This is a genomic window from Arthrobacter halodurans (assembly GCF_041877255.1).
Lineage (GTDB): Bacteria > Actinomycetota > Actinomycetes > Actinomycetales > Micrococcaceae > Arthrobacter_N > Arthrobacter_N halodurans.
The window spans coordinates 52866-76380 of the sequence record NZ_JBHDLJ010000008.1 but is presented as its reverse complement, the minus strand read 5'-3'; the positions used below and the strand labels follow the sequence as shown (position 1 = coordinate 76380).

The window sequence follows — 23515 nt, the reverse complement described above, 5'->3', positions numbered from 1 at the left end:
AGGCTGATGCTAGACTGTCCGGTGGTGCCCGCTGCAGTCCGCGGTTGCGCGGCACCGGTGCCGGAGACGGCACGCTCCATGTTCGCGGTACAACTCTAGGAGTTCACGTGGCACTCGACGCCGCAGTCAAGACCGAAATCATCAAGGCGTACGCCACCCACGAGGGCGACACCGGCTCGCCGGAAGTGCAGATCGCCGTGATGTCCCGTCGCATCCTGGATCTGACGGAGCACCTCAAGATGCACAAGCACGACCACCACACCCGCCGCGGCCTCATGGCCCTGGTCGGTCGCCGCCGCCGCATGCTGGGCTACCTGAAGGACACCGACATCGAGCGCTACCGCTCGCTGATCGAGCGCCTCGGCCTGCGCCGCTAGCCGGACGCGCGGGCGGTCCCCGCGCCGGGTCCAACCCGGCGCGGGGCGCCGCCCGAAGCCCGGTCGGGGCGCATGCCCCACCACCGCACAGAGAAAACACCAGGAGCCAACCCGCATCGCGCGCATTCGCGGTCCTCGGTAGTGGTCTACGGGAAGCCCGGCACGCAGCCGGCGCCCGTGGGCCTCGATCGAAGACCGGGTGCCGCCTCCGGCCGATCCGGAACAGATGCCGGTTGCCTCCGCAACAACAGAAACGGAGGTGACTCTCCATGGAGGGTCCCGAAATCCAGTTCGCCGAAGCCGTCATCGACAACGGCCGCTATGGCCAGCGCACCATCCGCTTCGAGACCGGCCGCCTCGCCCAGCAGGCCGCCGGCGCGACGCTCGTCTCGATCGACGACGACACCTCGATGCTGTCCGCCACCACGGCCGGCAAGCACCCCCGCGAAGGGTTCGACTTCTTCCCGCTGACCGTTGACGTCGAGGAGCGGATGTACGCCGCCGGCCGCATCCCGGGCAGCTTCTTCCGCCGCGAGGGCCGCCCGTCGACGGAGGCCATCCTGGCCTGCCGCCTGATGGACCGCCCGCTGCGCCCGGCCTTCGTCAAGGGCCTGCGCAACGAGGTCCAGGTCGTCGTGACGATCCTGTCCATCAACCCGGACGACCTCTACGACGTGGTCGCCATCAACGCGTCCTCCATGTCCACCCAGCTGAGCGGCCTGCCGTTCTCCGGGCCGATCGGCGGCGTCCGCGTCGCACTGGTCGACGACGGCGCCGGCGCCCAGTGGGTCGCCTTCCCGAAGCACTCCCAGCTTCAGGACGCCGTGTTCAGCATGGTCGTGGCCGGCCGCGTTGCCGGCGACGACGTGAACATCATGATGGTCGAGGCCGAGGCCACCGACAACGCCTGGAACCTCATCAAGGAGCGCGGCGCCACCGCCCCGACCGAGGAGGTCGTGGCCCAGGGCCTCGAGGCCGCCAAGCCGTTCATCCAGGTCCTCTGCGACGCGCAGGCCGACCTGGCCGCCCGCGCCGCCAAGCCGACCGTCGAGTTCCCGGTCTTCCGCGACTACGAGGACGATGTCTTCGCCGCGGTCGAGTCCCTGGCCTACGGCAAGGTCACCGACATCTTCGCCATCGCCGACAAGCAGGAGCGCGAGAACGCCTCCAGCGCCCACCGCGACGAGGTGCTCGAGCAGCTCGCCGGCGAGGGCAAGGAGTTCGAGGGACGCGCGGGCGAGGTCGGCAAGGCCGTCCAGGCCGTCACGAAGAAGGTCGTCCGCCAGCGCATCCTCAAGGAGCAGGTCCGCATCGACGGCCGCGGCCTGACGGACATCCGCCAGCTCACCGCAGAGGTCGAGGTCCTGCCGCGCGTGCACGGCTCCGCGATCTTCGAGCGCGGCGAGACCCAGATCATGGGCGTCACCACGCTGAACATGCTCAAGATGGAGCAGCAGATCGACTCGCTGTCGCCGGTGACGCGCAAGCGCTACATGCACAACTACAACTTCCCGCCGTACTCCACCGGCGAGACCGGCCGCGTCGGGTCCCCGAAGCGCCGCGAAATCGGCCACGGCGCCCTCGCCGAGCGCGCGCTGGTGCCCGTGCTGCCGTCCCGCGAGGAGTTCCCCTACGCGATCCGCCAGGTCTCCGAGGCGCTGAGCTCCAACGGCTCGACGTCGATGGGCTCCGTCTGCGCGTCGACCCTGTCGCTGCTCAACGCCGGCGTGCCGCTGCGCGCCCCGGTCGCGGGCATCGCCATGGGCCTCGTCTCCGACCAGGTGGACGGCCAGACCCGCTACGCGGCGCTGACCGACATCCTGGGCGCCGAGGACGCGTTCGGCGACATGGACTTCAAGGTCGCCGGAACGTCCGAGTTCGTCACGGCCATCCAGCTGGACACCAAGCTCGACGGCATCCCGGCCTCCGTGCTGGCCGCCGCGCTGACGCAGGCCCGCGAGGCGCGCCTGCACATTCTCTCGGTCATGAACTCGGCGATCGAGACGCCGGACGAGCTCTCCGAGTTCGCGCCGCGCATCATCTCCGTCAAGATCCCGGTGGACAAGATCGGCGAGGTCATCGGCCCGAAGGGCAAGATGATCAACCAGATCCAGGAGGACACCGGCGCGGACATCTCCATCGAGGACGACGGCACCGTGCTGATCGGCGCGACCAACGGCGAGTCCGCCGAGGCCGCCCGCTCCGCCATCAACGCCATCGCCAACCCGATGGTCCCCGAGGTGGGCGAGCGGTACGTGGGCACGGTCGTGAAGCTGACCACCTTCGGCGCGTTCGTGTCCCTGACGCCGGGCCGCGACGGACTGCTGCACATCTCGGAGCTGCGCAAGCTCTCCGGCGGCAAGCGCGTGGACGACGTCGAGGACGTCGTCTCCGTCGGCCAGAAGATCCAGGTGGAGATCACCAAGGTCGACGACCGCGGAAAGCTCTCGCTCGCCCCGGTCGTCGCCGAGGACGCGTCCGACGCCGCGGTTCCCGCAGAGTAGGCACGTACCCCACGATGGCAATGATTCCTCTGCCGCTCCACGGCTCTGGAATGTCCCCGTCCCCGGCGGGAGCGCACGCTCCCATCGAGGACGGGGACCCCACGATCCTGCACGGGGAGGCCGGAGGGGCGCTGGTGCGCCGCTCCGTCCTCCCCGGCGGGGTCCGGGTCCTGACCGAGGCCATGCCCGGCCAGCGCTCCGCCACGATCGGCTTCTGGATCGGCGTCGGCTCGCGCGACGAGGCCGACGGCCAGCACGGCTCGACCCACTTCCTCGAACACCTGCTCTTCAAGGGCACCACCCGCCGCACGGCGCTCGAGATCGCGTCGGCCTTCGACGAGGTCGGCGGGGAGTCCAACGCCGCGACGGCGAAGGAAAACACCTGCTACTTCGCGCGGGTCCTCGACTCGGACCTCGCGCTCGCGATCGACGTCATCGCCGACATGGTCACCTCCGCCGTCCTGGACCCGGACGAGCTGGAGCAGGAGCGGGACGTCATCCTGGAGGAGATCGCGATGGACAGCGACGATCCGGGGGACGTCGCCCACGAGAAGTTCGTCGCCGCGGTCCTCGGCGACCACCCACTGGGGCGCCCCATCGGCGGGACCCCGGAGGCCATCCTGGCCGTTCCGCGCGCGTCCGTCGTGGACCACTACGCGCGCTACTACACGCCCGGCGAGCTCGTCGTGACCGCCGCCGGATCCCTGGACCACGACGAGGTCTGCGCGCGCGTCCTCGAGGCGCTGCGCGCGTCCGGCTGGGAGCTGGACGAGAACGCCCGGCCCCGGCCGCGCCGCGCCACGGAGCCCGCCGAGATCCACGGCCAGCACACCATCGACGTCGTCCGCCGCCCGGTGGAGCAGACGAACATCATCATGGGCTGCCCCGGCATCGTCGCCACCGACGAGCGCCGGCACACCATGAGCGTCCTCAACGCCGTCCTCGGCGGAGGCATGTCCTCCCGGCTCTTCCAGGAGATCCGCGAGAAGCGGGGACTGGTGTACTCCACCTACTCCTTCTCCGCGGCCTATTCCGACGCCGGGTACTTCGGCATGTACGCCGGCTGTTCCCCGGCCAAGACGGGGCAGGTCATCACCCTGCTGGGCGCGGAGCTGGACAAGCTCGCCGCCGACGGCGTCACGGACGAGGAACTGCGCAAGGCCGTCGGACAGCTGTCCGGGGGCATGGTGCTGGCCCTGGAGGATCCGGGGTCCCGGATGTCGCGGCTCGGCCGCGCCGAACTCGTGACGGGCGTCTTCCACGACATCGACGAGTCGCTGGACCGCATCAAGGCCGTGACCCGCGAGCAGGTGCAGGCGCTGGCCCGCGAGCTCGCCGGGCGCCGCCGCACGGTCACGGTCGTCGGCCCGTTCGACGACGCCTCAGACTTCGGCCTCTAGCGCCGGAGGGCCCGTCGCGCCCACGGATTGCCCGGATGGGCGCCCCGGGGGCTACCATGGACGGTGCCTGTGGCACGGATCACCGCCGCGGCTGTTCCGTCATTCGCTGGGAGAGGTGCTGTCATGATCGATTGGTCCGCCGTTGAGACATTCCTGGGGGACGTCGGCAGCGTCGTCTGGGGACCCTTCCTGCTGATTCCGCTGCTCCTCGGAACGGGTCTCTACCTGACCATCCGGCTCGGCGGGCTGCAGATCCTCAAGCTCGGCGTGGCGCTGCGCCTCGGGCTGCTGACCCGCAGCGACAAGGGCGCCGAGGGGGACATCTCGCAGTTCCAGGCCCTGACCACCGCGCTCGCGGCGACGGTGGGCACCGGCAACATCGTCGGCGTCGCCACGGCCATCGGCATCGGCGGCCCGGGCGCCCTGTTCTGGATGTGGGTGACCGGCCTGCTCGGCATGGCGTCCAAGTACTCCGAGGCGTTCCTGGGTGTGCGCTACCGCGGCACCGACGCGGCCGGCGAGAAGTCCGGCGGGCCCCAGTACTACCTGGAGCGCGGCATCAGGGGCCCGCTTGGGAAAATCCTGGGGCTGTCGTTCGCGATCTTCGCGACGCTCGCCTGCTTCGGCATCGGCAACATGACGCAGGGCAACTCGATCGCCTCCAACCTGGAAAGCAGCTTCAGCGTCCCGCTGTGGATCACCGGCGCGATCCTCACCGCGATGACGCTGGTCGTCCTGGTCGGCGGCATCAAGTCTATCGGCCGCGTGACCGCCGCGTTCGTGCCGATCATGATCATCTTCTACGTCGCCGGCGCGCTGTTCATCCTCATCGCGAACATCGAGGGAGTGCCCGCCGCGTTCGCCCAGATCTTCTCGGACGCCTTCACCGGGACGTCGGCGGTCGGCGGCTTCGCCGGGTCGACGATCATCCTCGCGGTCCAGTACGGCGTGGCCCGCGGCATCTTCTCCAACGAATCCGGCATGGGATCGGCCGCCATCGCGGCGGCCGCCGCCCAGACCACCCACCCCGTGCGCCAGGGGCTGGTGTCGATGACGCAGACCTTCATCGACACGATCATCGTGGTCAGCTGCACGGGCCTGGTGATCGTCACCACCGGCGTGTGGAACCAGACCGACCCGGAGACCGGCGAGCAGATCTCCCCGGCGGTCATGACAGGCGAGGCGTTCACCACGGGGCTGCCGGGGGACTGGGGCCACGGGATCGTGACCGTCGGCCTGGTCATGTTCGCTTTCTCCACGATCCTCGGCTGGGCCTACTACGGCGAGCGGAACGTCGAGCGGCTGTTCGGCCGCCGGGCCGTGACGCCCTTCCGCGTGCTGTTCTCGCTGGTCGTCTTCGTGGGCTGCACGGTGCAGCTCGGCGTCGTCTGGAACTTCTCCGACGTCATGAACGGCCTGATGGCCCTGCCCAACCTCATCGGCCTGCTCCTCCTGTCCGGCCTGATCGTGCGCGAGACGCGCCACTACCTGAAGCACGATCCGCGCCTCGAGGCGAGCAAGGAAGAGATCGAGGCGTTCATGAAGGACCAGCCGGGCTGGGACCAGTGGAAGTCCGGCGACGTGGTGGGCTCCAGCCACCACTACGGCGTCAAGTAGCGGCCACGGGGCCCGCGTCCAGCAGACGCAGGATGCGGGTCTCCGGGCCGCCGCGCAGCGCCGGCGCGGTCCCCGTGCCCCACACCTCGGAGCGCAGGCGCGCGAGGAACAGCTCGGCCTGCGCCTCGGCGGCGAAGTCCAGCTCGACGACGACGCGGCGGTCGTCCCCGACGGGTTGGGCCACCCGCGCGGCCAGCACGCCCGAGCCCGCGCGGTCCAGCGGATCCGCGTCGTAGGCCGTTCTCCAGGCTCCGTACGACGAGATGCCGTGTTCGATCTGCAGCGTGTACATCCCGAGCCTCCCCGGTCCGGGGACGGGGCCGGCCGCCCCGCCCGGTGCCACCACCGTAGGACCGGGCCGGCCGGGAGTCCACACCGGGGCGGCTAGCCCCCGGCGAAGGGCGGGAGGACGTCCACGACGTCGTCCTCGGCCAGCGGGCGCCCGGCGTCCCGCTCGTTCACCTCGTTGACCAGGAAGCTGGAGCGCGAGATCACGCGGTCCAGCCGTGGCGCGCCCGCGCGGCCCGGTGCGGTTCCGCGGCCCGGTGCGGTTCCGCTGCCCCCGGGCCCGGACAGGGAGGCCGCCGGGCCCCGGGGGGCGGCGGACCGCAAGACGGAGGACTCCAGGACGGGGGCCGCGTGCGCGTCGCCGACGTGCCGCAGGAGCGCGCCGAGCGTGCCTCCGCCGTCCGCGATGTCCCCCAGCGCCACGTGCTCCTCGCGCACGCCCGCAGCGGCCGCCGCCGCGGCGTAGTACCTGATGCGCGGCACCTAGCCCCCGATCGCGCTCATGGAGCGGTCCGGCTGCACGAAGTCGTCGGCGCCGAGCCCGGTGTGGCCCATGCCGTGGGCCCGCGGCTTGGCCCACATCGCGGCGCGCCAGCGGTCGGCGACCTCGCGGTCGGTGGCCCCCGAGCGCAGCAGGGCCGTCAGGTCCGTCTCCTCGCGCGAGAAGAGGCAGCTCATCACGCGTCCCTCGGCCGTGATGCGGGTGCGCCGGCAGTCGGCGCAGAACGGCTCCGTCACGGAGGCGATGATCCCCACCGTGCCCAGCACGACGCCGGGTTCGCGCTTCGAGGCCACCCGGTACCTCTCGGCCGGCGCGCCGTCGCGGTCGCCCGGGTCGACCGTGAGGTCGTACTCGCCGCGCAGGAGCTCGCGGGTGTCCTCGGCCGTGACCATGTTGTCGCGGCGCCACCCGTGGTCGGCGTCCAGCGGCATCTGTTCGATGAAGCGCAGTTCGTAGCCGTGCAGCAGCGACCACGCCAGCAGCTCGGGCGCCTCGGCGTCGTTGATACCGCGCATCAGCACGGCATTGATCTTCAGCGGGGTGAGGCCGGCCGCGGAGGCGGCGTCGATGCCGGCCATGACGCGGCCGAGGAAGTTGCGGCGCGCCAGGCGCTCGAAGGACTCGGCGTGCAGCGTGTCCAGGGAGACGTTGATCCTGCTCAGGCCGGCGTCGGCGAGGGCGCGGGCCTTCTCGGCCAGGCCGACGCCGTTGGTGGTCATGGAGATCGGCAGGTCGGGGTGGTCGCCGCGGACCGCGGCGATGATGTCCGCGAGGTCGTGACGGACCAGGGGCTCGCCGCCCGTGAGGCGCAGTTCGCGCACGCCGAGGTCCTGGACCCCGATGCGCACCAGGCGGCGGATCTCCGCCGCCGTGAGCAGCCGCTCCTTGGGCAGCCAGGCGAGCCCGTCCGCCGGCATGCAGTAGGTGCAGCGGAGGTTGCACTTGTCGATCAGCGAGATGCGCAGGTCGGTGGCGACCCGCCCGAACCGGTCGACGAGCCGCTGATCGCCCGCCGGCGCGGCGGGCGGTGCGGGTGGCGGAAGCGCGGGCATGCCCAGCGCCACCGGCGCCCGGCCGTCGGGGGCTCCCGGGGGCTGCGCTGTTTGTTCCATGACATCGAGCGTAGACCACTCGCGCGGCGAAATCAGCGGTTCTCCGCCGACGGCCGGCCGGCGACGGCGCCCGAGCGCCGGATCCCTTCCGGCGCCGCGTCCACCCGCCGCGCCGGTCCGTCTTGAGCGTCGCATATGCGGCGCCTATCATCTGATCATGACGCAGTTGAGGATTTCGGACGCGGCCCGCTTTCTCGGGGTCAGCGACGACACCGTGCGCCGGCTCATCGACGCCGGACGCCTGTCCGCGCTTCGGGATGGCTCGGGGCGCGCGGTGGTCGACGGCAGGGAGCTCGCCGAGCACATCCGCGCGGCCGCCGCGGCGCCCGAGGACCGGATCGACGTGTCCAGCTCCGCCCGCAACCGCTTCGTGGGCCTCGTGACCGAGGTGGTGTCCGACCGCGTGATGTCCCAGGTCGAGATGCAGTGCGGCCCCTTCCGCGTGGTTTCGCTGATGAGCAGCGAGGCTGTCCGCGAGCTCGGCCTGGAGCCCGGGACCGTCGCGACCGCCGTCGTGAAGTCGACCAGCGTGATCATCGAAACGGAGCGCAGGAAGTGACTCACCGGCGCCCGAAAACCCGCCCGGTCGGCGCGGCATCCCGGGCGGCATTCCGGGCGGCGCGCCGTGCGTGCGCGCTGGCCGCGCTGCTGGCCGCGGTCCTGCTCGCCGGCTGCGGAGCCCCCGGCGCCGCCCACCCCGGCGCGGACCCCGCCGCGTCGGACCAGGGGCGCGGGGCCTCCGACATCGGCTTCTTCGCCGCCGCCTCGCTGACCGACGTCGCACCCCTGCTGACGGCCGCGTACGCGCGCGAGACGGGCGACACCCGTGGGATCCCCATCAACCTGGCGTCCTCGGCCCGGTTGGTGCAGCAGGCCAATTCGGGAGAGGTCCCGGACGTGATGGTCACCGCGGACGCCGCGTCCCTCGACGCGCTCGCCCGGCCGGGGGAGTTCCGCCGCCTGGGCGACGTGGCGCTGAATCGGCTCGTGATCGCGGTGAGGCCCGGATCGGGCATCGCCGACGCCGGCGGGCTGGCCACCGCCGGCGCCGTCGCCCTCTGCGCGCCCAGCGTCCCCTGCGGCCGGGCGGCCGGCGACTACCTGGAGCGCAAGGGGCTGCGTCTGGCGACCGTGACCGAGGAGGACAGCGTCCGCGCCGTGCTGTCCAAGGTCGCCAGCGGACAGGTCGACGCGGGGTTCGTCTACGCGACCGACGCGGCCGCCGCCGGGGACGCGGTCGAGACGGTGCCGCTGGACGTGGAGATCGCGCCGAACGCCTACCCCCTGCTGCTCGCCGCGGACGCGCCCGCGGCGGCCGAGTCGTTCGCCGCGTGGCTCCTCGGGGACACCGCGGCCGGGATCCTCGCCGAAGCGGGCTTCGAACGCCCGTGACGTCACGCCGCTCCTTCTCCCCGCGGCTCCGCCGCGCCACCACGCCGCGGTGGCTCTGGGCGCCCGCCGCCGTCGCCCTGGTGCTGCTGGCCGGGCCGCTGGTGGCGCTCCTCGGCGCCGCGGACTGGCAGCAGCTGCCCGAGATCCTCGCGCGTCCCGCGTCGCGGACCGCGCTCGGGCTCTCGCTCGCCACCTCCGCCGCCAGCACGGTGCTGTGCCTGCTGCTGGGGCTTCCGCTGGCGGTGCTCCTGTCGCGGCTGGGCGGGCCCGCGCTGCAGCTCCTCCGCGGCATCCTGGTGGTGCCGCTGGTCCTCTCGCCCGTCGTCTCCGGACTCGCCCTGCTCTACTTCTGGGGCCGCCAGGGACTTTTGGGCGGATGGCTGGACGCCGCGGGGCTCGGCGTCGGCTTCACGCCCGCGGCCGTCGTCGTGGTCCAGGTCTTCGTCGCGCTGCCCTTCCTCGTCGTCGCGGCGCTGAGCAGCATCGAGGCGGTCGACGCCGACCTGGAACTCTCGGCCGCCAACGCCGGTGCCGGGGCCGGACAGGTCCTGCGCCACATCACGCTGCCCCTCGCGGCGCCGGGCATCGTGGTCGGGACGCTGCTGGCCTTCGCGCGCTCGCTGGGGGAGTACGGCGCCACGATCACGTTCGCGGGCTCGGTGGAGGGCCGCACGCGCACGCTCCCGCTGCAGATCGAACTGGCGCTGAACTCCAACGACCCGCAGGCCGCCGTCGGGCTCTCGCTCATCCTCATCGGCTTCTACCTGATCGTGCTGATCCTCGCCGGGGCAGGCGTCAACGGCGTCTTCCGCCGCTGAGCCGGCGGCGCCGGCCGTAGGATAAGCGCATGGACCACTCCTTCCGGCGCACCGTCGGCGAGCACCGCGACGCCGTCCGGGCCCTGCTGTCCGCGCTGGCGCCCGCGCTGGGCACGGAGACCGTGCCGCTGGCGGCCGCGGCCGGGCGCATCCTCGCCGCCGACCTGCGGGCCCCGCGCAGCCTGCCGCCCTTCGACAACTCGCAAATGGACGGCTACGCCGTGCGCGCGGCCGAGCTCGCGGCGGGGCCGGGGCCGACGCTGGCCCGGCCGATCCCCGCCGGCGCCGACGCGCCGTTCCTGGAGCCAGGAACGGCCGCGCCGATCATGACGGGTGCCATGCTGCCGCGCGGCGCCGACGCGGTCGTCCCCGTGGAAGCCACGGATCCCCCGTCCTTTCCCGCGTTCGTCGCGGGCGACGCGCCGTACGACGCCGACGCGCGGGTCGCCTTCCCGTCCGCGGTCCCGGCGGGGCAGTTCGTCCGCGCCGCCGGCAGCGACATCGCGGCCGGCGCGACGGCCCTCCGCGCGGGGACCCGGCTCCGCGCCACGCACCTCGGATTGGCGGCGGCGCTCGGGGTGGCGGGGCTCGGCGTCCTGCGGCGCCCGCGTGCCCTGCTGCTCTCCACCGGCGACGAGGTTGCCGCCCCGGGCGCGCCGCTGGGACCGGGGCAGATCCACGACGCCAACACCACGCTGCTCGCGGTCCTGCTCGCGGACGCCGGCTGGGAGGTGCGCGCGGCGGGCATCAGCGCCGACTCCGTCGGGGCGTTCGGGGACGCCCTGGCGCGCGAACTCGCCCCGGTCGCCGGCTCCGGTGAAGCCGGCTACGACCTGGTGCTGACGAGCGGCGGCATCAGCAAGGGAGCCTTCGAGGTGGTCCGGCTGGCCCTCTGCGCCCGCGGCGTCGATTTCGGCTCGGTGGCCATGCAGCCGGGGGGTCCGCAGGGCGCCGGCCTGCTCGAGCTGCCCGGCGCGCGGCCGACGCCGTTCCTGGCCTTCCCCGGGAATCCGGTGAGCAGCTTCGTCAGCTTCGAGCTGCTGCTGCGCCCGGCCCTGTCGGACCTGCTCGGCCTGCCGCCCCGGCGCGTTGTCGAGGCACGGCTCGCCGAGGGCATCGGCGCGTCCCCCGCCGGCAAGCTGCAGGCGCTCCGCGCCGTCTTCTCGCCGGGCGGCGCCGGCGGGGCCGGGGAGATCCGGCCCGTCGGCGGGCCCGCGTCCCACCTCCTCCACGCCCTCGCGAGCGCCAACGCCTTGATCCTGGTCCCGGCCGGGACCACGGCGGCGTCCGCGGGCGATACCGTGGAAGCCCTGCTGATCGGAGAAAACCCATGACCCATCCCCGCGACTCCGCGCCCGCCCAGGGCGCCCGCGCGCTGAGCCACGTCCGCCCCGACGGGTCCGCCCACATGGTCGACGTTTCCGGCAAGGCCGAGACCTCGCGCGAGGCGACGGCGCAGGCGGTCCTGACGACGCGCCCCGAGGTCGTCCCGCTGATCGCCTCCGGCGCCCTGCCCAAGGGCGACGCCCTGGCCGTGGCCCGGATCGCGGGCATCATGGGCGCCAAGAAGACCCCCGAGCTCGTGCCGCTGTGCCATCCGCTGCCGCTCGCGAAGGCGACCGTCGACTTCGAACCCGACGCCGCCGCGGGCACGGTCCGCATCCTCGCCACGGTCAAGACCCGCGGCGTGACCGGCGTCGAGATGGAGGCGCTGACCGCGGCCACGGTCGCGGCGCTGGCGCTCTACGACATGGTCAAGGCGGTGGATCCCCACGCCGTGATCGGGGACGTGCTGGTCCTCGCGAAGTCCGGGGGCAAGAGCGGGGACTGGGCGCTGGCGCCGCACGCGCCGGCCGCCGCCGGCACCACGACCCAGGGAGCGCCATGACCACCGCCGGACACGATGCCGGGCACGACGCCGGGCAGCGCCGGGCCGAGGTCCTCATCGCCTCGACGCGCGCCGCCGCCGGGGTCTACGAGGACCGGACGGGCCCGGTGATCCGCGACTGGCTCGCCGGGCACGGGTTCCGGACGGGCGATCCCGTCGTCGTCCCCGACGGCGAGGCCGTCGGCGCCGCGCTGCGCGCCCTCCTGCTGGGCGCGCCGCGCGTTGTGCTCACCAGCGGAGGGACGGGGCTGAGCCCCACCGACGCGACCCCGGAGATGACGCTGCCGCTGCTGGACCGCGAGGTCCCGGGCATCATGGAGGCCATCCGAGCCGCGGGTCTCGCCAAGACTCCGCGCGCCGCGCTGAGCCGCGGCTACGCGGGCACGGCCGGCACGGCGCTGATCGTGAACCTCCCGGGATCCCCGGGCGGCGTCGCGGACGCGCTGGCCGTGCTGGACCCCATCATCGGGCACGTCTGCGACCAGATGGAGGGCGAAAATGGCCACTGATCCGCGGGAGGCCCCCGGGGTCGTCGTCTACGCCGGCGTCAGCTCCGACCCGATCGACGTGCCCAGCGCCTGGGACGCCGTCGAGACCGAGAGCACGGGGGCGGTCGTGACGTTCGGCGGCATCGTCAGGAACCACGACGGAGGGCGCGCCGTCGTGCGACTGGCCTACAGCGCGCACCCGACCGCCGACGCGCGCATGGGCGAGCTGGCCGCGGAGGTGGCCGCCCGCCATCCGGGCACCCGGCTGTGGGCCGCGCACCGGATCGGCGACCTCGCCGTCGGCGACCCGGCCCTGGTCGCCGCGGCCGCGTCCGCCCACCGCGCCGAGGCGTTCGACGCGTGCCGGGACCTGGTCGAGGCCGTGAAGCACGGCGTCCCCGTGTGGAAGGAGCAGCACTTCGAGGACGGTGACACGGAATGGGTCGGCATCGGTTGAGCGGGCTAACCTAGGGGGCATGACCCCACCGATCAACGTCGCCGTCCTCGGCGCCACCGGACGCATGGGCGCCGAGGCCGTGCGTGCCGTCGAATCCGCCCCCGACATGGAGCTCGTGGCTGCGCTCGGCCGCAGCGATCCCCTCGAATCGCTCCTGGACGCCCGCGCCACGCACGTCGTGGACCTGACCGTCCCGGACAGCACCGAGGCCAACGTGCGCTTCGCCGTCCGGCACGGGCTGCACGCCGTCGTCGGGACCACCGGCTGGACGGACCGGCGGCGCGCCGAACTCGGCGAGCTCCTGGCGGGGCACCCGGAGACCGGCGTGCTGATCGCGCCGAACTTCGCGCTCGGCTCGGTCCTGGCGAGCGCCTTCGCCGCGCGGGCGGCGAAGTACTTCGAGTCTGTGGAGATCATCGAGCTGCACCACCCCGACAAGGTGGACGCGCCCTCGGGCACCGCCGTCCGCACCGCCGAGCTCATCGCCCGCGCGCGGGCCGAGGCGGGGGTTCCCGCCGGACCGGACGCCACGGAAACCTCGCTGGAGGGGGCGCGCGGGGCCGACGTCGACGGCGTCCGGGTGCATTCCGTCAGGCTGCGCGGGCTGGTCGCGCACCAGGAGGTCCTGTTCGGCGGGGCCGGCGAGCAGTTGACGCTGCGCCACGACTCCTTCGACCGGGCCTCGTTCATGCCCGGCGTCCTGCTGGGGCTGCGGACCGTCGGCGTGCGCCCGGGCCTGACCTACGGGCTCGACGGCTACCTGGACCTGGGCCGGTAGCGCGTGAAGACCAAGCTGTGGGTCGGCGCCATCCTGGCCCTGTTCGTGCTGTACCTCTTCGCGTCGTTCTCGAGCTCCGTCGCCTTCCTGCGGGCCGACGAGCCGCTGGCGAAGGCCATCGGCGCCGCCGCGTTCGTCCTGCCCGTGATCGGGGTGTGGATCCTCGTCCGCGAGCTCCTCTTTGGCACGCGCACGCAACGCATGGCCCGGATCCTGGAGTCCGAGGGCCTGCTGCCGGAGGACACGCTGCCGCGCACCCCCTCGGGCCGCATCGTGAAGGACGCGGCGGACGCCGACTTCGAGCGCTACCGGGAAGAGGCGGAGGCCGATCCCGGGAGCTGGCGCGGCCTGCACCGGCTCGCCCTGGCCTACGACGCCGCCGGCGACCGGCGCCGGGCCCGCGAGACCATGCGCAGCGCGATCGCCGCGTTCATGGACTCCGCCGACTCCCGGACCCGCGGGAACGCCTGAGTCCCGCGGGAGCGCCCGAGTCCCGCGGGGCTCGCGGCTAGCGGCGGTCCCGCGCGGCCGCCGCGCCGGAGGCGACCGACGCGGCGGCCGCGTGCACCAGCGACTCCAGCGGGCCCCGCGTCCCGGCCCACTTCAGGCCGATGCCCGCCAGGACCGCGCCCGCGCAGAACCAGAGGTAGAGCTCGTGGCGCGGAAGCTGGGCGGTCGGCCCGCTGAGCAGGTCCAGGGCCACGAGGTGCGCGGTGTAGAGGGTCAGCGTCGCCGCCCCGGCGCCGGCGAGCGGCCAGAGGACCGGCTCCCCGGCGTCCCCGAGGACCGCCCGCAGGGCCGCCGCGAGGAGGAGGCACGCGCCCAGCACGGCGGCGGCGGTGCCGGAGACGTGCAGCAGGTCCAGCGGCGCGCCCGAGTGCGGCGCCGACAGGGCGAACCACCATGCCGTGCCCTCGGATCCGCCGAGCCCCTGGCCGGTGGACAGGGCCAGCCGCAGCCCCTCGCCGTCGGTCCCGGTCGCGCCGCGCAGGGCCGCGGCGGCCTGGGGGAGCGCGACGAGGGCGTCCGACGCCGAGCGGGCCGCGAGCGCGAGCGCGCCGCCGCCCAGGAGCAGGCCCAGCACCACGCGCGGGCGGGCGAGGTCCAGGCGCCCGAGCGTGAGGCCCAGCAGGATGAATCCCGTCCACACCAGCACCGGGTAGTAGCCGGTGACCAGCAGGTCCGCCGCGAGGGTCGCGGGCCGCGCGAGGTCCGCGAACTGCGGCGAGCCGCCCACGTCGGCGGGCCGGACGAGCGCGGCCACCACCGGGTGGGCCGCCCACCACAGGGCCGGGGAGACCAGCAGCCAGCCGCCCGCCCACCAGGCGAGCCGGCGCGCGGGCAGGCCGAGGAACGGGATGGCCAGCACGAAGAGCAGGCCGTAGTGGGTCAGGATCACGGCGACGTGGGTGTCGAGCATGCCCGAGGCGAACCCGATGCCGGCGATGACCAGGGCGCGCACGGCCACGCCCCGGCGCGTCGCGGACAGGCGCGCCGCGGCATGCGGGTGGGGCCCGCCGGTCAGCAGGGCCAGCCCCACGCCCGCGAGGATCGCGAACAGGGCGGAGGCCTTGCCGGCGAAGAGCAGGGCCGCCCAGGTCGGCTCGACGGAGGCGAGGCTCGCGTCCGCCAGTGCGCCGCCGGCCGCCGGCTGCGACAGGGGCACGATGTGCGTGGCCATCATGCCCAGCAGGGCCAGGCCGCGGGCCGCGTCGACGCCGGCCAGCCGCCGCTGGACCGCGGGGCCGCGCGTGGCCGTCATCGCGCCCCCTCCGCCGCGCCGGCCTCCGGACGCCGGGCGTGCACGACGGTGACCAGGTCGACGTCGGGATCCCCGGCCGTGTCCGCGCGGAGGTACTCCAACGCGATCCCGGAGGCATCCAGCGACTCCCGCAGCCCGGCCAGCGTGGGTCGGTACCGCGGGTTCGCCGGACCGGCGGGCGACTCCGGGGCGTGGGTCAGCACCAGCAGCCGGCCGCCGGGGGCCAGCCAGGCCGGGACCCGGCGCAACAGTTCGGGAAGGTGGAAGTAGGCGAGGACGATCAGGTCCCAGCCGCCGTCGTCCGGCCGCCACCCCTCCAGGTCGGCGGACACGAAACGCGGGCGGGCCGCCGCCGGCAGCGACGCGGCGGCGTCGCGGGCGCGCGCGAGCCCGGCCGGGGCGAAGTCGACGCCGGTCACGCGCCAGCCGCGGCCCGCCAGCCAGACGCTGTGCCGGCCCGCCCCGCAGGCGAGGTCCAGGGCGCGCCGGCCGCCGCCGGGAAGGGCGCCCAGCTCGGCGGCCAACAGGGAGCTCGGGGCGCCGCCGTCGTGCGGGGGACCGGCCGCGCGCGTGCGGGCATAGCGCGCCTGCCAGCGCTCGAGGTCGGAGGCGCCGGCGCCCGGCGGCACCTCCGGCGGACCGCCGGGCGCGGGCGGTTCCGCGGGCGGGGTGCTGTTCGTCATGTTCCCAGCCTAGGACCCGTGGCGCGCCTTCCGCGCGGGGGCGTAAGTGTAACGTTGGATCATGCCTTCCTCCCACCTCGATGCCCCGCGGAACGACTACCCCTTCGGCACCATGGGAACCGCCATGGTCACCCCCTTCACCGCCGACGGGGAGGTGGACTACGACCAGGCCGCCGCGCTGGCCAGCCGACTGGTCGACGACGGCTGCGACAACCTCGTCGTCACCGGCACCACGGGCGAGACGTCGACGCTCACGGACGCCGAGAACCTCGGCATGTTCCGCGCCGTCCGCGAGGCCGTCGGGGGCCGCGCCAAGGTCATCGCGGGATCCACGACCAACGACACGCGGCACTCGATCGCCCTGACCCGGGCGGCGGCCGAGCTGGGCGTCGACGGGATCCTCGTGACCGCGCCGTACTACAACAAGCCCAGCCAGGCCGGCGTGCGGGCGCACGTCGAGGCGATCGCCTCCTGCACCGACCTGCCCGTCATGATCTACGACATCCCGGGGCGCGCGGGCATCGAGATCACCGCCGAGACCCTGATCCGGCTGGCGGACCATCCGAACGTGGTGGCCCTCAAGGACGCGAAGTCCGACTACCAGAGCACCACCCGCGTCCTTGCCAGCACCGACCTGCACGTCTACTCCGGGGACGACGGCCTGACGCTGCCCCTGATGGCAGCCGGCGCGGTCGGCGTGATCTCCGTGACCGCGCACGTGGCGACCCGGCAGTACCGCGAGCTCGTCGACGCGATGCACGCCGGGGACCTGCCGCGGGCCCGGCGCCTGCACTTCGAGCTCGATCCGATCCAGCGGGCCGTGATGTCCCACCTCCAGGGCGCCGTCACGGCGAAGGCCATCCTCCACTGGCAGGGCGTCCTGCCCAACGCCGCGGTGCGACTGCCCCTGGTCGAGGCGACCGAGGCGGAGCTCGCCCCCGTCCGGGCGGACCTCGCGGAAGCCGGCTGGGACCTCTAGAAAGGGAGCCAGATGACCGACAACCCCGAGGGCCCGGACGGTGGCGCGCGGCTGAGCGGGCCCCCCGGGCTGCAGCCCGGGACCCTGCGGATCGTCCCGCTGGGCGGGCTCGGCGAGATCGGCCGGAACATGACCGTCTTCGAGATCGACGGTTCGCTGCTGATCGTGGATTGCGGGGTGTTGTTCCCGGAGGAGTTCCAGCCCGGCGTCGATCTGATCCTGCCGGATTTCGGCTACATCCGCGACCGGCTGGACGACGTCGTCGGCGTCGTCCTCACGCACGGGCACGAGGACCACATCGGCGCGGTGCCGTACCTGCTCCGGCACAAGCCGGACCTCCCGCTGATCGGTTCCCGCCTGACGCTCGCGCTCGTCGAGGCGAAGCTGCAGGAGCACCGCATCAAGCCCGTGACGCTCACCGTCGCCGAGGGCCAGGTGGAGCGCCTCGGGCCGTTCGGGTGCGAGTTCGTGGCCGTGAACCACTCCATCCCGGACGCCTTAGCGGTTTTCATCCGGACCGCGGCCGGCAACGTGCTGCACACCGGCGACTTCAAGATGGACCAGCTGCCCCTGGACGGCCGGATCACCGACCTGCGCGCCTTCGCCCGCCTGGGCGAGGAGGGCGTGGACCTGTTCATGTCCGACTCCACCAACGCGGACGTCCCGGGCTTCACGACGGCTGAGAAGGAGATCGGTCCGGTCCTGGAGGCGCTCTTCGGCAACGCCCGGAAGCGGCTGATCGTGGCGTCGTTCTCCTCGCACGTGCACCGCGTGCAGCAGGTGCTGGACGCCGCGGCCGTCCACGGGCGCAAGGTCGCGTTCGTCGGCCGCTCCATGGTCCGCAACATGGCCATCGCCGCGAAGCTCGGCTACCTCGACGTGCCGCCGAACATCCTCGTCGACCTCAAGGAGGTCGACGGCCTGCCGGAGAACCGCGTGGTCCTGATGTCCACCGGGTCCCAGGGCGAGCCGATGGCGGCGCTTTCCCGCATGGCGAACGGCGACCACAGCATCACGGTCGGCCCCGGCGACACGGTGATCCTCGCATCGTCGCTGATCCCCGGCAACGAGAACGCCGTGTTCCGCATCATCAACGGACTCATGCGCCTCGGCGCGGAGGTGGTGCACAAGGGCAACGCCAAGGTGCACGTCTCCGGGCACGCCTCGGCCGGCGAGCTGCTCTACTGCTACAACATCCTCCGCCCGGGGAACGTGATGCCGGTGCACGGGGAGATCCGCCACCTCGTCGCCAACGGCCGCCTCGCCGTGCAGAGCGGCGTGCCGGAGCAGAACGTGCTGCTGGCCGAGGACGGCTCGGTCGTGGACCTCCGCGACGGGACCGCGCGGCTGGTGGGCCAGGTGGAGTGCGGGTTCGTCTACGTCGACGGGTCCAGCGTCGGCGGCATCACCGACGAGGACCTCAAGGACCGGCGCACGCTCGGGGAGGAGGGTTTCATCTCCGTGATCTCGGTCGTGAACCGGCAGACCGGGACCCTGGTCTCCGGCCCGGACATCCACGCCCGCGGCGTCGCGGAGGACGACGCGGTCTTCGACGACATCAAGCCGAGGATCGCGGCGGCGCTCGAGGAGGCGGTCCGGAACAACCCGAGCCACACCACGCACCAGCTCCAGCAGGTGGTCAGACGGGTGATCGGCTCCTGGGTCAGCCGCAAGCTGCGTCGCCGTCCCATGATCGTGCCCGTGGTCCTGGAGGCGTAGTCCGGGTGTAGATCCCCGGTTTGCCGGCGCACTTCGGTAGGCTGGAGCATATGGCGACCCGTACTTCCCCCAGCCAGCCCAAGGCCTCCGGCCGCAAGACGGCCGGCACAGCAGGGGCGCGCAGCAAGACGACCACGACGGCGGCGCGCACCCGCGCGCCCCGGGCCCCGCAGGCCCCGGCGCCCGTCGAGCACGACCTGCCGTTCCCCCTGCGCGCCGTGCGCGGGCTGTGGATGGGGTTGGCGCGCGTCGTCGGGGGGGCCTTCCGGAAGCTCGGCCACGACGTCCACCCGGACCGCGAGCTGCGGCGCGACGGCACCGGACTGTTCCTCGTCATCGTGGCGATGGTCGTGGCCAGCGTCGAGTGGTGGGGGCTGCGCGGGCAGGGCTGGTACGGGACCGCCGTGCACAACGTCTTCGGGGGAACGTTCGGTTTCATGGCCGTCGTGCTCCCGTTCGTCCTCCTGGTCGGGGCCTTCCGCCTGTTCCGGCGACCGGAGGAGCACCGGGCCAACAGCCGCGTTGGCATCGGCCTGGCGCTGGCCACCGCCGCCGGTTCCGGCATCGCGCACGTGGTCGGCGGCCTCCCGTCGCTGGCCGACCCGTTCGAGGTCCTGTGGTCCGCCGGCGGGATCCTCGGCTTCCTGATGACCGCGCCGCTGGCGGGGCTCATCACCGTCTGGGGCGCCCTGGCGCTGATGGTCGTCCTGCTGCTCCTGAGCGTCATGATCGTCACGGCCACCCCCTTCCGGCACATCCCGGGCCGGCTGCGGCAGGGCTACGAATGGATCATGGGCCAGCCCGAGGGCGGCTACGCGGAGGACCGCGAGGCGGCGGATGCGCACGACCAGTCCTACCTGCACGAGCACTCCCGGACGCAGCCCAAGCCGCGCCGCAAGGCCCGGCTGTTCGGCCGGGACAAGGACGCCGAGGACCGCGAACGCGGCGACGGCGGGTTCGCCGGGGACGAGGCCTACGACCACGCCGTGATCCGCGAGTCCGACGAGGACGTGGAGCCGGGCGGGGCCGCCGCCGAGCCGCGCGTCCCGGCCGGGGTGCGGCGCCCGACGGCCGCCGAGCGCGCCATGCAGAAGATCAAGGACGACGTGGGACTGGGCGCGCCCGCGCCGGACGCGCCCGCGCCGGACGGACCGGCGTCGGAAGCGCGGGGGCCGGCCGAGCCCGCGACCGAGGCGATCGACACCGCGGCGCTGGCGGCGGCCGCCGCCGCGGCGCCGCGGGTCCCGTCGACGCCGGTGGCCCAGCCGGCGCCGCTGGCACCGATTCCCCAGCGCACCGAGCAGCTCCAGCTCTCGGGCGACGTCGCGTACACCCTGCCGGCGTCGGAGTTCCTGCCGTCGGGACCGCCCGCCAAGGAGCGCTCGGAGGCCAACGACGCCGTCGTCAAGGCGCTGACCGAGACCCTGGACCAGTTCAAGGTCGACGCGCAGGTCACCGGCTTCAGCCGCGGCCCCACGGTGACGCGCTACGAGATCGAGCTGTCCCCGGGCACGAAGGTCGAGCGCGTCACCGCGCTGAGCAAGAACATCTCCTATGCCGTCGCGTCCTCGGACGTGCGCATCCTCAGCCCCATCCCGGGACGCAGCGCGATCGGCATCGAGATCCCCAACGCGGACAAGGAGGTCGTCGCGCTCGGCGACGTGCTCCGCTCGAACGCCGCGCGGAAGACGGACCACCCCATGGTCATGGGCGTGGGCAAGGACGTCGAGGGCGGCTTCGTCGTCGCCAACCTGGCCAAGATGCCGCACCTCCTGGTCGCGGGCGCCACGGGCGCCGGCAAGTCCTCGTTCGTGAACTCGATGATCACCTCCATCCTCATGCGGGCCACGCCCGACGAGGTGCGGATGGTCATGGTGGACCCCAAGCGCGTCGAGCTGACCGCGTACGAGGGCGTCCCGCACCTCATCACGCCCATCATCACCAACCCGAAGAAGGCCGCCGAGGCGCTGCAGTGGGTCGTCCGCGAGATGGACACGCGCTACGACGACCTGGCCAACTTCGGCTACAAGCACATCGACGATTTCAACAAGGCCGTGCGCAACGGCAAGGCCGTCCCGCCGGAGGGCTCGAAGCGGGTCATGAAGCCGTACCCGTACCTCCTGGTCATCGTGGACGAGCTCGCCGACCTGATGATGGTCGCCCCGCGCGACGTCGAGGACTCGATCGTGCGCATCACGCAGCTGGCCCGCGCGGCCGGGATCCACCTGGTGTTGGCGACCCAGCGACCCTCCGTCGACGTCGTCACCGGCCTCATCAAGGCCAACGTGCCCTCGCGCATGGCCTTCGCCACCTCCTCCGTCACCGACTCCCGGGTGGTGTTGGACCAGCCGGGCGCCGAGAAGCTCCTGGGCCAGGGGGACGCGCTCTTCCTGCCCATGGGCGCGTCGAAGCCGATGCGCGTGCAGGGCGCCTGGGTCACCGAGTCGGAGATCCACAAGGTCGTGGAGCACGTCAAGGGCCAGCTGAAGGCCGAGTACCGCAAGGACGTCGCCGTCGAGGCACCCAAGAAGGAGATCGACGACGACATCGGCGACGACCTGGAGCTGCTGCTCCAGGCCACCGAGCTGGTCGTGACCACGCAGTTCGGCTCCACGTCGATGCTGCAGCGCAAGCTGCGCGTCGGCTTCGCGAAGGCCGGCCGCCTGATGGACCTCCTGGAGTCACGCGGCGTCGTGGGCCCCTCCGAGGGTTCGAAGGCGCGCGACGTGTTGGTCAAGCCCGACGACCTCCCCGGCGTCCTGGCGACCATGCGCGGCGACGAGGCACCGGGCTCCGCGGCGCCCGCGCCGCGCGAGGCGGCGCTGGCCGAGAACGCCAACGCCAACCACTTCGGCGTCGACCTGGTCGCGGAGGACCTGGCCAACAGGACGCAGGCCATCGACTACGACGACCGCGACGGCGAGGACGACGGGTCCGAGGACGCGTGGAGCCTGACCGGAAGGTAGCCTGAGACGGTGACAGACCAGCAAGGGCACGGCCGGCCGGATCCGGTCCCCACCCTGAACATCGCCAACGTCCTGACGACCCTGCGGATCGTCATGGTCCCCTTCTTCGTCTGGGCCCTCCTGGCGGACGACGGGCGGTACGGGGCGCTGCGGTGGGTCGCCGTCGCCCTCTTCGCCGTCGCCATCTACACGGACAAGCTGGACGGCGACCTGGCCCGGAGCCGGGGCCTGATCACGAACTTCGGGAAGATCGCCGATCCGATCGCCGACAAGCTGCTGCTGGGCTCGGCCCTGGTGCTGCTGTCGGTGCTCGGCGAGCTGGCCTGGTGGATCACCGCGGTGATCCTGCTGCGCGAGCTCGGGATCACCGCCCTGCGCTTCGCCGTCATCAAGTACGGGGTCATCCCCGCCTCCCGGGGCGGGAAGCTCAAGACCGTCACGCAGTCCCTGGCCGTGTTCCTGTACCTCCTGCCGGTCACGCACACCGTCGCCTGGCTCGGCGCCGCGGCGTACGTGGTCATGCTGGCGGCCGTGGCGATCACGCTCTACACCGGCGGGCAGTACGTGGCCCAGGCGGCCCGGCTGCGCGCCCGGTCGCGCGGGACCGCCTGAATGGATCCCGCCGAGGAACCGTCGCTGGCCCGCCGCGCCGTCGAGGAGGCGGCCTCCAGATCGCTGACCGTGGCCACCGCTGAGTCGCTGACCGCCGGGCTGGTCGCCGCGGCGCTGGCGGACGTGCCGGGCTCGTCGGCGGTGTTGCGCGGCGGCGTGGTGTCCTACCACAACGACGTCAAGTCCGCACTCCTGGGCGTCGATCCGGTCCTGCTGGCGACGTCGGGGTCCGTGGACGCCGAGGTGGCCCGCCAGATGGCGGTCGGCGCGCGGAGCTCCTGCGGCTCCGATCTCGCCGTCTCGACCACGGGTGTCGCCGGCCCCGCCGCGCACGACGGCCAGGGCGTCGGCACCGTGTTCATCGGCTACGCGGGCCCCGCGGGCAGCGGGGCCGAACGGCTGCACCTCACCGGCGACCGGCAGGCGATCCGGGCCGCGTCGCGCGACGCCGCCCTCGCCCGGCTCCTGGCGCTGGTCTGGGACGCCACATAGCGCACAACCCGCGCGTACCACTGGCAGGGTGCGCACCGGTGTGGATAGGCTGAGGGCGGGGGAACAAAACGCCGCCCCCGGGAGTTGACAGAATTGTGGGGCCGCGAAGAATGCGCACCGCAGCCTGAACGTCAACTTGGCGTAGGGACCGAAGGAGTAAGGCAATACACATGGTCAAGCAACCCGTAACCGTGAACGGCGTGGTCCGTTGGCGGGATGTGGGACTGACAGAAGATGCCCGTCGCGACCAGAAGGAGCGCAAGATGGTTGTCCTACGCCACGAGATCGGCGATGTCCTGCGGGACGTCCGCCAGCGCCAGGGTCGCACCCTGCGTGAAGTGTCACACAACGCACGCGTGTCGCTCGGTTACCTTTCCGAGGTCGAACGCGGCCAAAAGGAGGCCTCATCCGAGCTCCTTTCCTCCATTTGCGGCGCCTTGGACGTTCCGCTGTCGCTGATGCTCCGCGAGGTCAGCGACCGGGTGGCCATCGCCGAGGGCGTCGACATCCCCGATACCGTTCCGTCGGAACTCGCCAGCCAGTTCGGCTCCGTCATGAACGGGCAGTGGCCCGAGGGCTTGGCCAACGGACTGGCCTCCAGCCGCTAGCCCCGACCTCCTTGCCGGGCGCCGGACGGCTCCCGGCGACCGTCGAACAACGCGTGGGACCCGCCGGCCGGCG

Annotated in this window: 24 protein-coding genes; 19 read left to right on the top strand and 5 right to left on the bottom strand. The window is 73.0% G+C overall.

Annotated elements, in window-relative coordinates; all coding sequences use genetic code 11:
- The first annotated feature begins 107 nt into the window (after window positions 1-107).
- The 4 genes from rpsO to ACETWP_RS11135 all read left to right on the top strand — a co-directional run bounded on the left by rpsO (window position 108) and on the right by ACETWP_RS11135 (window position 5898).
- Complete coding sequence (rpsO, locus tag ACETWP_RS11150) at window positions 108-377, top strand: 30S ribosomal protein S15 (RefSeq protein ID WP_373972319.1); 270 nt, start codon at window positions 108-110, stop codon at window positions 375-377.
- Window positions 378-646: 269 nt separating this feature from the next.
- Window positions 647-2881: a polyribonucleotide nucleotidyltransferase gene (locus ACETWP_RS11145; protein WP_373972318.1), complete on the top strand. Its 2235-nt coding sequence runs from the start codon at window positions 647-649 to the stop codon at window positions 2879-2881.
- Window positions 2882-2931: 50 nt separating this feature from the next.
- On the top strand, window positions 2932-4281 hold the full coding sequence (locus tag ACETWP_RS11140) for a M16 family metallopeptidase (RefSeq protein ID WP_373972317.1): 1350 nt from the start codon (window positions 2932-2934) through the stop codon (window positions 4279-4281).
- Between the two features lie 123 nt (window positions 4282-4404).
- On the top strand, window positions 4405-5898 hold the full coding sequence (locus ACETWP_RS11135; protein WP_373972316.1) for an alanine/glycine:cation symporter family protein: 1494 nt from the start codon (window positions 4405-4407) through the stop codon (window positions 5896-5898).
- Here the strand turns inward: ACETWP_RS11135 and ACETWP_RS11130 are convergent.
- The 3 genes from ACETWP_RS11130 to moaA all read right to left on the bottom strand — a co-directional run bounded on the left by ACETWP_RS11130 (window position 5891) and on the right by moaA (window position 7740).
- Window positions 5891-6190 (bottom strand): hypothetical protein, encoded by a 300-nt coding sequence (locus tag ACETWP_RS11130; protein ID WP_373972315.1) that lies wholly within the window; start codon window positions 6188-6190, stop codon window positions 5891-5893. The genes ACETWP_RS11135 and ACETWP_RS11130 overlap by 8 nt on opposite strands.
- A gap of 92 nt (window positions 6191-6282) precedes the next feature.
- Window positions 6283-6669 (bottom strand): MoaD/ThiS family protein, encoded by a 387-nt coding sequence (locus ACETWP_RS11125; RefSeq protein WP_373972314.1) that lies wholly within the window; start codon window positions 6667-6669, stop codon window positions 6283-6285.
- Window positions 6670-7740 carry a GTP 3',8-cyclase MoaA gene (gene moaA / locus ACETWP_RS11120; protein ID WP_373972386.1) on the bottom strand — a complete coding sequence of 357 codons (1071 nt, stop codon included), beginning with the start codon at window positions 7738-7740 and terminating at the stop codon, window positions 6670-6672. It abuts the gene before it with no gap.
- A 217-nt stretch (window positions 7741-7957) separates the two neighbouring features.
- Here moaA and ACETWP_RS11115 point away from each other — a divergent pair, with 217 nt between their 5' ends.
- The 9 genes from ACETWP_RS11115 to ACETWP_RS11075 are packed head-to-tail and all read left to right on the top strand — an operon-like array spanning window position 7958 to window position 14092.
- Window positions 7958-8359 carry a TOBE domain-containing protein gene (locus ACETWP_RS11115; RefSeq protein WP_373972312.1) on the top strand — a complete coding sequence of 134 codons (402 nt, stop codon included), beginning with the start codon at window positions 7958-7960 and terminating at the stop codon, window positions 8357-8359.
- Window positions 8356-9192 carry an extracellular solute-binding protein gene (locus ACETWP_RS11110; RefSeq protein ID WP_373972311.1) on the top strand — a complete coding sequence of 279 codons (837 nt, stop codon included), beginning with the start codon at window positions 8356-8358 and terminating at the stop codon, window positions 9190-9192. Before ACETWP_RS11115 ends, ACETWP_RS11110 begins: the two co-directional genes overlap by 4 nt.
- A complete protein-coding gene (locus ACETWP_RS11105) occupies window positions 9189-10010 on the top strand; it encodes an ABC transporter permease (RefSeq protein ID WP_373972310.1) in 822 nt (273 codons plus the stop codon). Before ACETWP_RS11110 ends, ACETWP_RS11105 begins: the two co-directional genes overlap by 4 nt.
- 29 nt (window positions 10011-10039) lie before the next feature.
- On the top strand, window positions 10040-11344 hold the full coding sequence (locus tag ACETWP_RS11100; RefSeq protein ID WP_373972309.1) for a molybdopterin molybdotransferase MoeA: 1305 nt from the start codon (window positions 10040-10042) through the stop codon (window positions 11342-11344).
- Window positions 11341-11898, top strand: a complete 558-nt coding sequence (moaC, locus tag ACETWP_RS11095) for a cyclic pyranopterin monophosphate synthase MoaC (RefSeq protein ID WP_373972308.1) — start codon at window positions 11341-11343, stop codon at window positions 11896-11898. The genes ACETWP_RS11100 and moaC overlap by 4 nt, the downstream gene beginning before the upstream one ends.
- Window positions 11895-12407 (top strand): MogA/MoaB family molybdenum cofactor biosynthesis protein, encoded by a 513-nt coding sequence (locus tag ACETWP_RS11090; RefSeq protein ID WP_373972307.1) that lies wholly within the window; start codon window positions 11895-11897, stop codon window positions 12405-12407. Before moaC ends, ACETWP_RS11090 begins: the two co-directional genes overlap by 4 nt.
- Window positions 12397-12843, top strand: a complete 447-nt coding sequence (locus ACETWP_RS11085) for a molybdenum cofactor biosynthesis protein MoaE (RefSeq protein WP_373972306.1) — start codon at window positions 12397-12399, stop codon at window positions 12841-12843. Before ACETWP_RS11090 ends, ACETWP_RS11085 begins: the two co-directional genes overlap by 11 nt.
- Before the next feature lie 19 nt (window positions 12844-12862).
- The gene (gene dapB, locus ACETWP_RS11080; RefSeq protein ID WP_373972305.1) at window positions 12863-13621 is read left to right on the top strand and encodes a 4-hydroxy-tetrahydrodipicolinate reductase; all 759 of its coding nucleotides are present in this window, start codon (window positions 12863-12865) and stop codon (window positions 13619-13621) included.
- A gap of 3 nt (window positions 13622-13624) precedes the next feature.
- Window positions 13625-14092 carry a hypothetical protein gene (locus ACETWP_RS11075; RefSeq protein WP_373972304.1) on the top strand — a complete coding sequence of 156 codons (468 nt, stop codon included), beginning with the start codon at window positions 13625-13627 and terminating at the stop codon, window positions 14090-14092.
- 37 nt (window positions 14093-14129) lie between these two features.
- Here the strand turns inward: ACETWP_RS11075 and ACETWP_RS11070 are convergent, their stop codons facing one another.
- Together ACETWP_RS11070 and ACETWP_RS11065 are read right to left on the bottom strand one after the other, a co-directional pair.
- Window positions 14130-15383, bottom strand: a complete 1254-nt coding sequence (locus ACETWP_RS11070; protein WP_373972303.1) for a heparan-alpha-glucosaminide N-acetyltransferase domain-containing protein — start codon at window positions 15381-15383, stop codon at window positions 14130-14132.
- Window positions 15380-16066, bottom strand: coding sequence for a class I SAM-dependent methyltransferase (locus ACETWP_RS11065; RefSeq protein ID WP_373972302.1), 687 nt, complete (start codon window positions 16064-16066; stop codon window positions 15380-15382). Before ACETWP_RS11065 ends, ACETWP_RS11070 begins: the two co-directional genes overlap by 4 nt.
- A gap of 61 nt (window positions 16067-16127) precedes the next feature.
- On the opposite strand from ACETWP_RS11065, the gene dapA reads away from it, so the two are divergent.
- The 6 genes from dapA (at window position 16128) to ACETWP_RS11035 (ending at window position 23442) form a co-directional block, all read left to right on the top strand.
- The gene (gene dapA, locus ACETWP_RS11060; RefSeq protein ID WP_373972301.1) at window positions 16128-17045 is read left to right on the top strand and encodes a 4-hydroxy-tetrahydrodipicolinate synthase; all 918 of its coding nucleotides are present in this window, start codon (window positions 16128-16130) and stop codon (window positions 17043-17045) included.
- Window positions 17046-17057: 12 nt separating this feature from the next.
- The gene (locus tag ACETWP_RS11055) at window positions 17058-18764 is read left to right on the top strand and encodes a ribonuclease J (protein WP_373972300.1); all 1707 of its coding nucleotides are present in this window, start codon (window positions 17058-17060) and stop codon (window positions 18762-18764) included.
- A 50-nt stretch (window positions 18765-18814) separates the two neighbouring features.
- Window positions 18815-21730: an FtsK/SpoIIIE family DNA translocase gene (locus ACETWP_RS11050; RefSeq protein WP_373972299.1), complete on the top strand. Its 2916-nt coding sequence runs from the start codon at window positions 18815-18817 to the stop codon at window positions 21728-21730.
- A gap of 9 nt (window positions 21731-21739) precedes the next feature.
- Window positions 21740-22342 carry a CDP-diacylglycerol--glycerol-3-phosphate 3-phosphatidyltransferase gene (pgsA, locus tag ACETWP_RS11045; protein WP_373972298.1) on the top strand — a complete coding sequence of 201 codons (603 nt, stop codon included), beginning with the start codon at window positions 21740-21742 and terminating at the stop codon, window positions 22340-22342.
- Entirely contained in the window at window positions 22343-22834 is a 492-nt protein-coding gene (locus ACETWP_RS11040) for a CinA family protein (RefSeq protein ID WP_373972297.1), read from the top strand.
- Window positions 22835-23004: 170 nt separating this feature from the next.
- Window positions 23005-23442: a helix-turn-helix domain-containing protein gene (locus ACETWP_RS11035; protein WP_373972296.1), complete on the top strand. Its 438-nt coding sequence runs from the start codon at window positions 23005-23007 to the stop codon at window positions 23440-23442.
- Window positions 23443-23515: the final 73 nt, after the last annotated feature.

Coding starts and splice junctions, on each gene's coding strand:
- ACETWP_RS11140 (WP_373972317.1), top strand. CDS start 2,932: ATGTCCCCGTCCCCGGCGGGAGCGCACGCTCCCATCGAGGACGGGGAC.
- moaA (WP_373972386.1), bottom strand. CDS start 7,740: ATGCCCGCGCTTCCGCCACCCGCACCGCCCGCCGCGCCGGCGGGCGAT.
- moaC (WP_373972308.1), top strand. CDS start 11,341: ATGACCCATCCCCGCGACTCCGCGCCCGCCCAGGGCGCCCGCGCGCTG.
- ACETWP_RS11100 (WP_373972309.1), top strand. CDS start 10,040: ATGGACCACTCCTTCCGGCGCACCGTCGGCGAGCACCGCGACGCCGTC.
- ACETWP_RS11115 (WP_373972312.1), top strand. CDS start 7,958: ATGACGCAGTTGAGGATTTCGGACGCGGCCCGCTTTCTCGGGGTCAGC.
- ACETWP_RS11040 (WP_373972297.1), top strand. CDS start 22,343: ATGGATCCCGCCGAGGAACCGTCGCTGGCCCGCCGCGCCGTCGAGGAG.
- ACETWP_RS11055 (WP_373972300.1), top strand. CDS start 17,058: ATGACCGACAACCCCGAGGGCCCGGACGGTGGCGCGCGGCTGAGCGGG.
- ACETWP_RS11050 (WP_373972299.1), top strand. CDS start 18,815: ATGGCGACCCGTACTTCCCCCAGCCAGCCCAAGGCCTCCGGCCGCAAG.
- ACETWP_RS11035 (WP_373972296.1), top strand. CDS start 23,005: ATGGTCAAGCAACCCGTAACCGTGAACGGCGTGGTCCGTTGGCGGGAT.
- ACETWP_RS11135 (WP_373972316.1), top strand. CDS start 4,405: ATGATCGATTGGTCCGCCGTTGAGACATTCCTGGGGGACGTCGGCAGC.
- ACETWP_RS11085 (WP_373972306.1), top strand. CDS start 12,397: ATGGCCACTGATCCGCGGGAGGCCCCCGGGGTCGTCGTCTACGCCGGC.
- dapA (WP_373972301.1), top strand. CDS start 16,128: ATGCCTTCCTCCCACCTCGATGCCCCGCGGAACGACTACCCCTTCGGC.
- ACETWP_RS11130 (WP_373972315.1), bottom strand. CDS start 6,190: ATGTACACGCTGCAGATCGAACACGGCATCTCGTCGTACGGAGCCTGG.
- ACETWP_RS11090 (WP_373972307.1), top strand. CDS start 11,895: ATGACCACCGCCGGACACGATGCCGGGCACGACGCCGGGCAGCGCCGG.
- ACETWP_RS11145 (WP_373972318.1), top strand. CDS start 647: ATGGAGGGTCCCGAAATCCAGTTCGCCGAAGCCGTCATCGACAACGGC.
- ACETWP_RS11070 (WP_373972303.1), bottom strand. CDS start 15,383: ATGACGGCCACGCGCGGCCCCGCGGTCCAGCGGCGGCTGGCCGGCGTC.
- ACETWP_RS11065 (WP_373972302.1), bottom strand. CDS start 16,066: ATGACGAACAGCACCCCGCCCGCGGAACCGCCCGCGCCCGGCGGTCCG.
- dapB (WP_373972305.1), top strand. CDS start 12,863: ATGACCCCACCGATCAACGTCGCCGTCCTCGGCGCCACCGGACGCATG.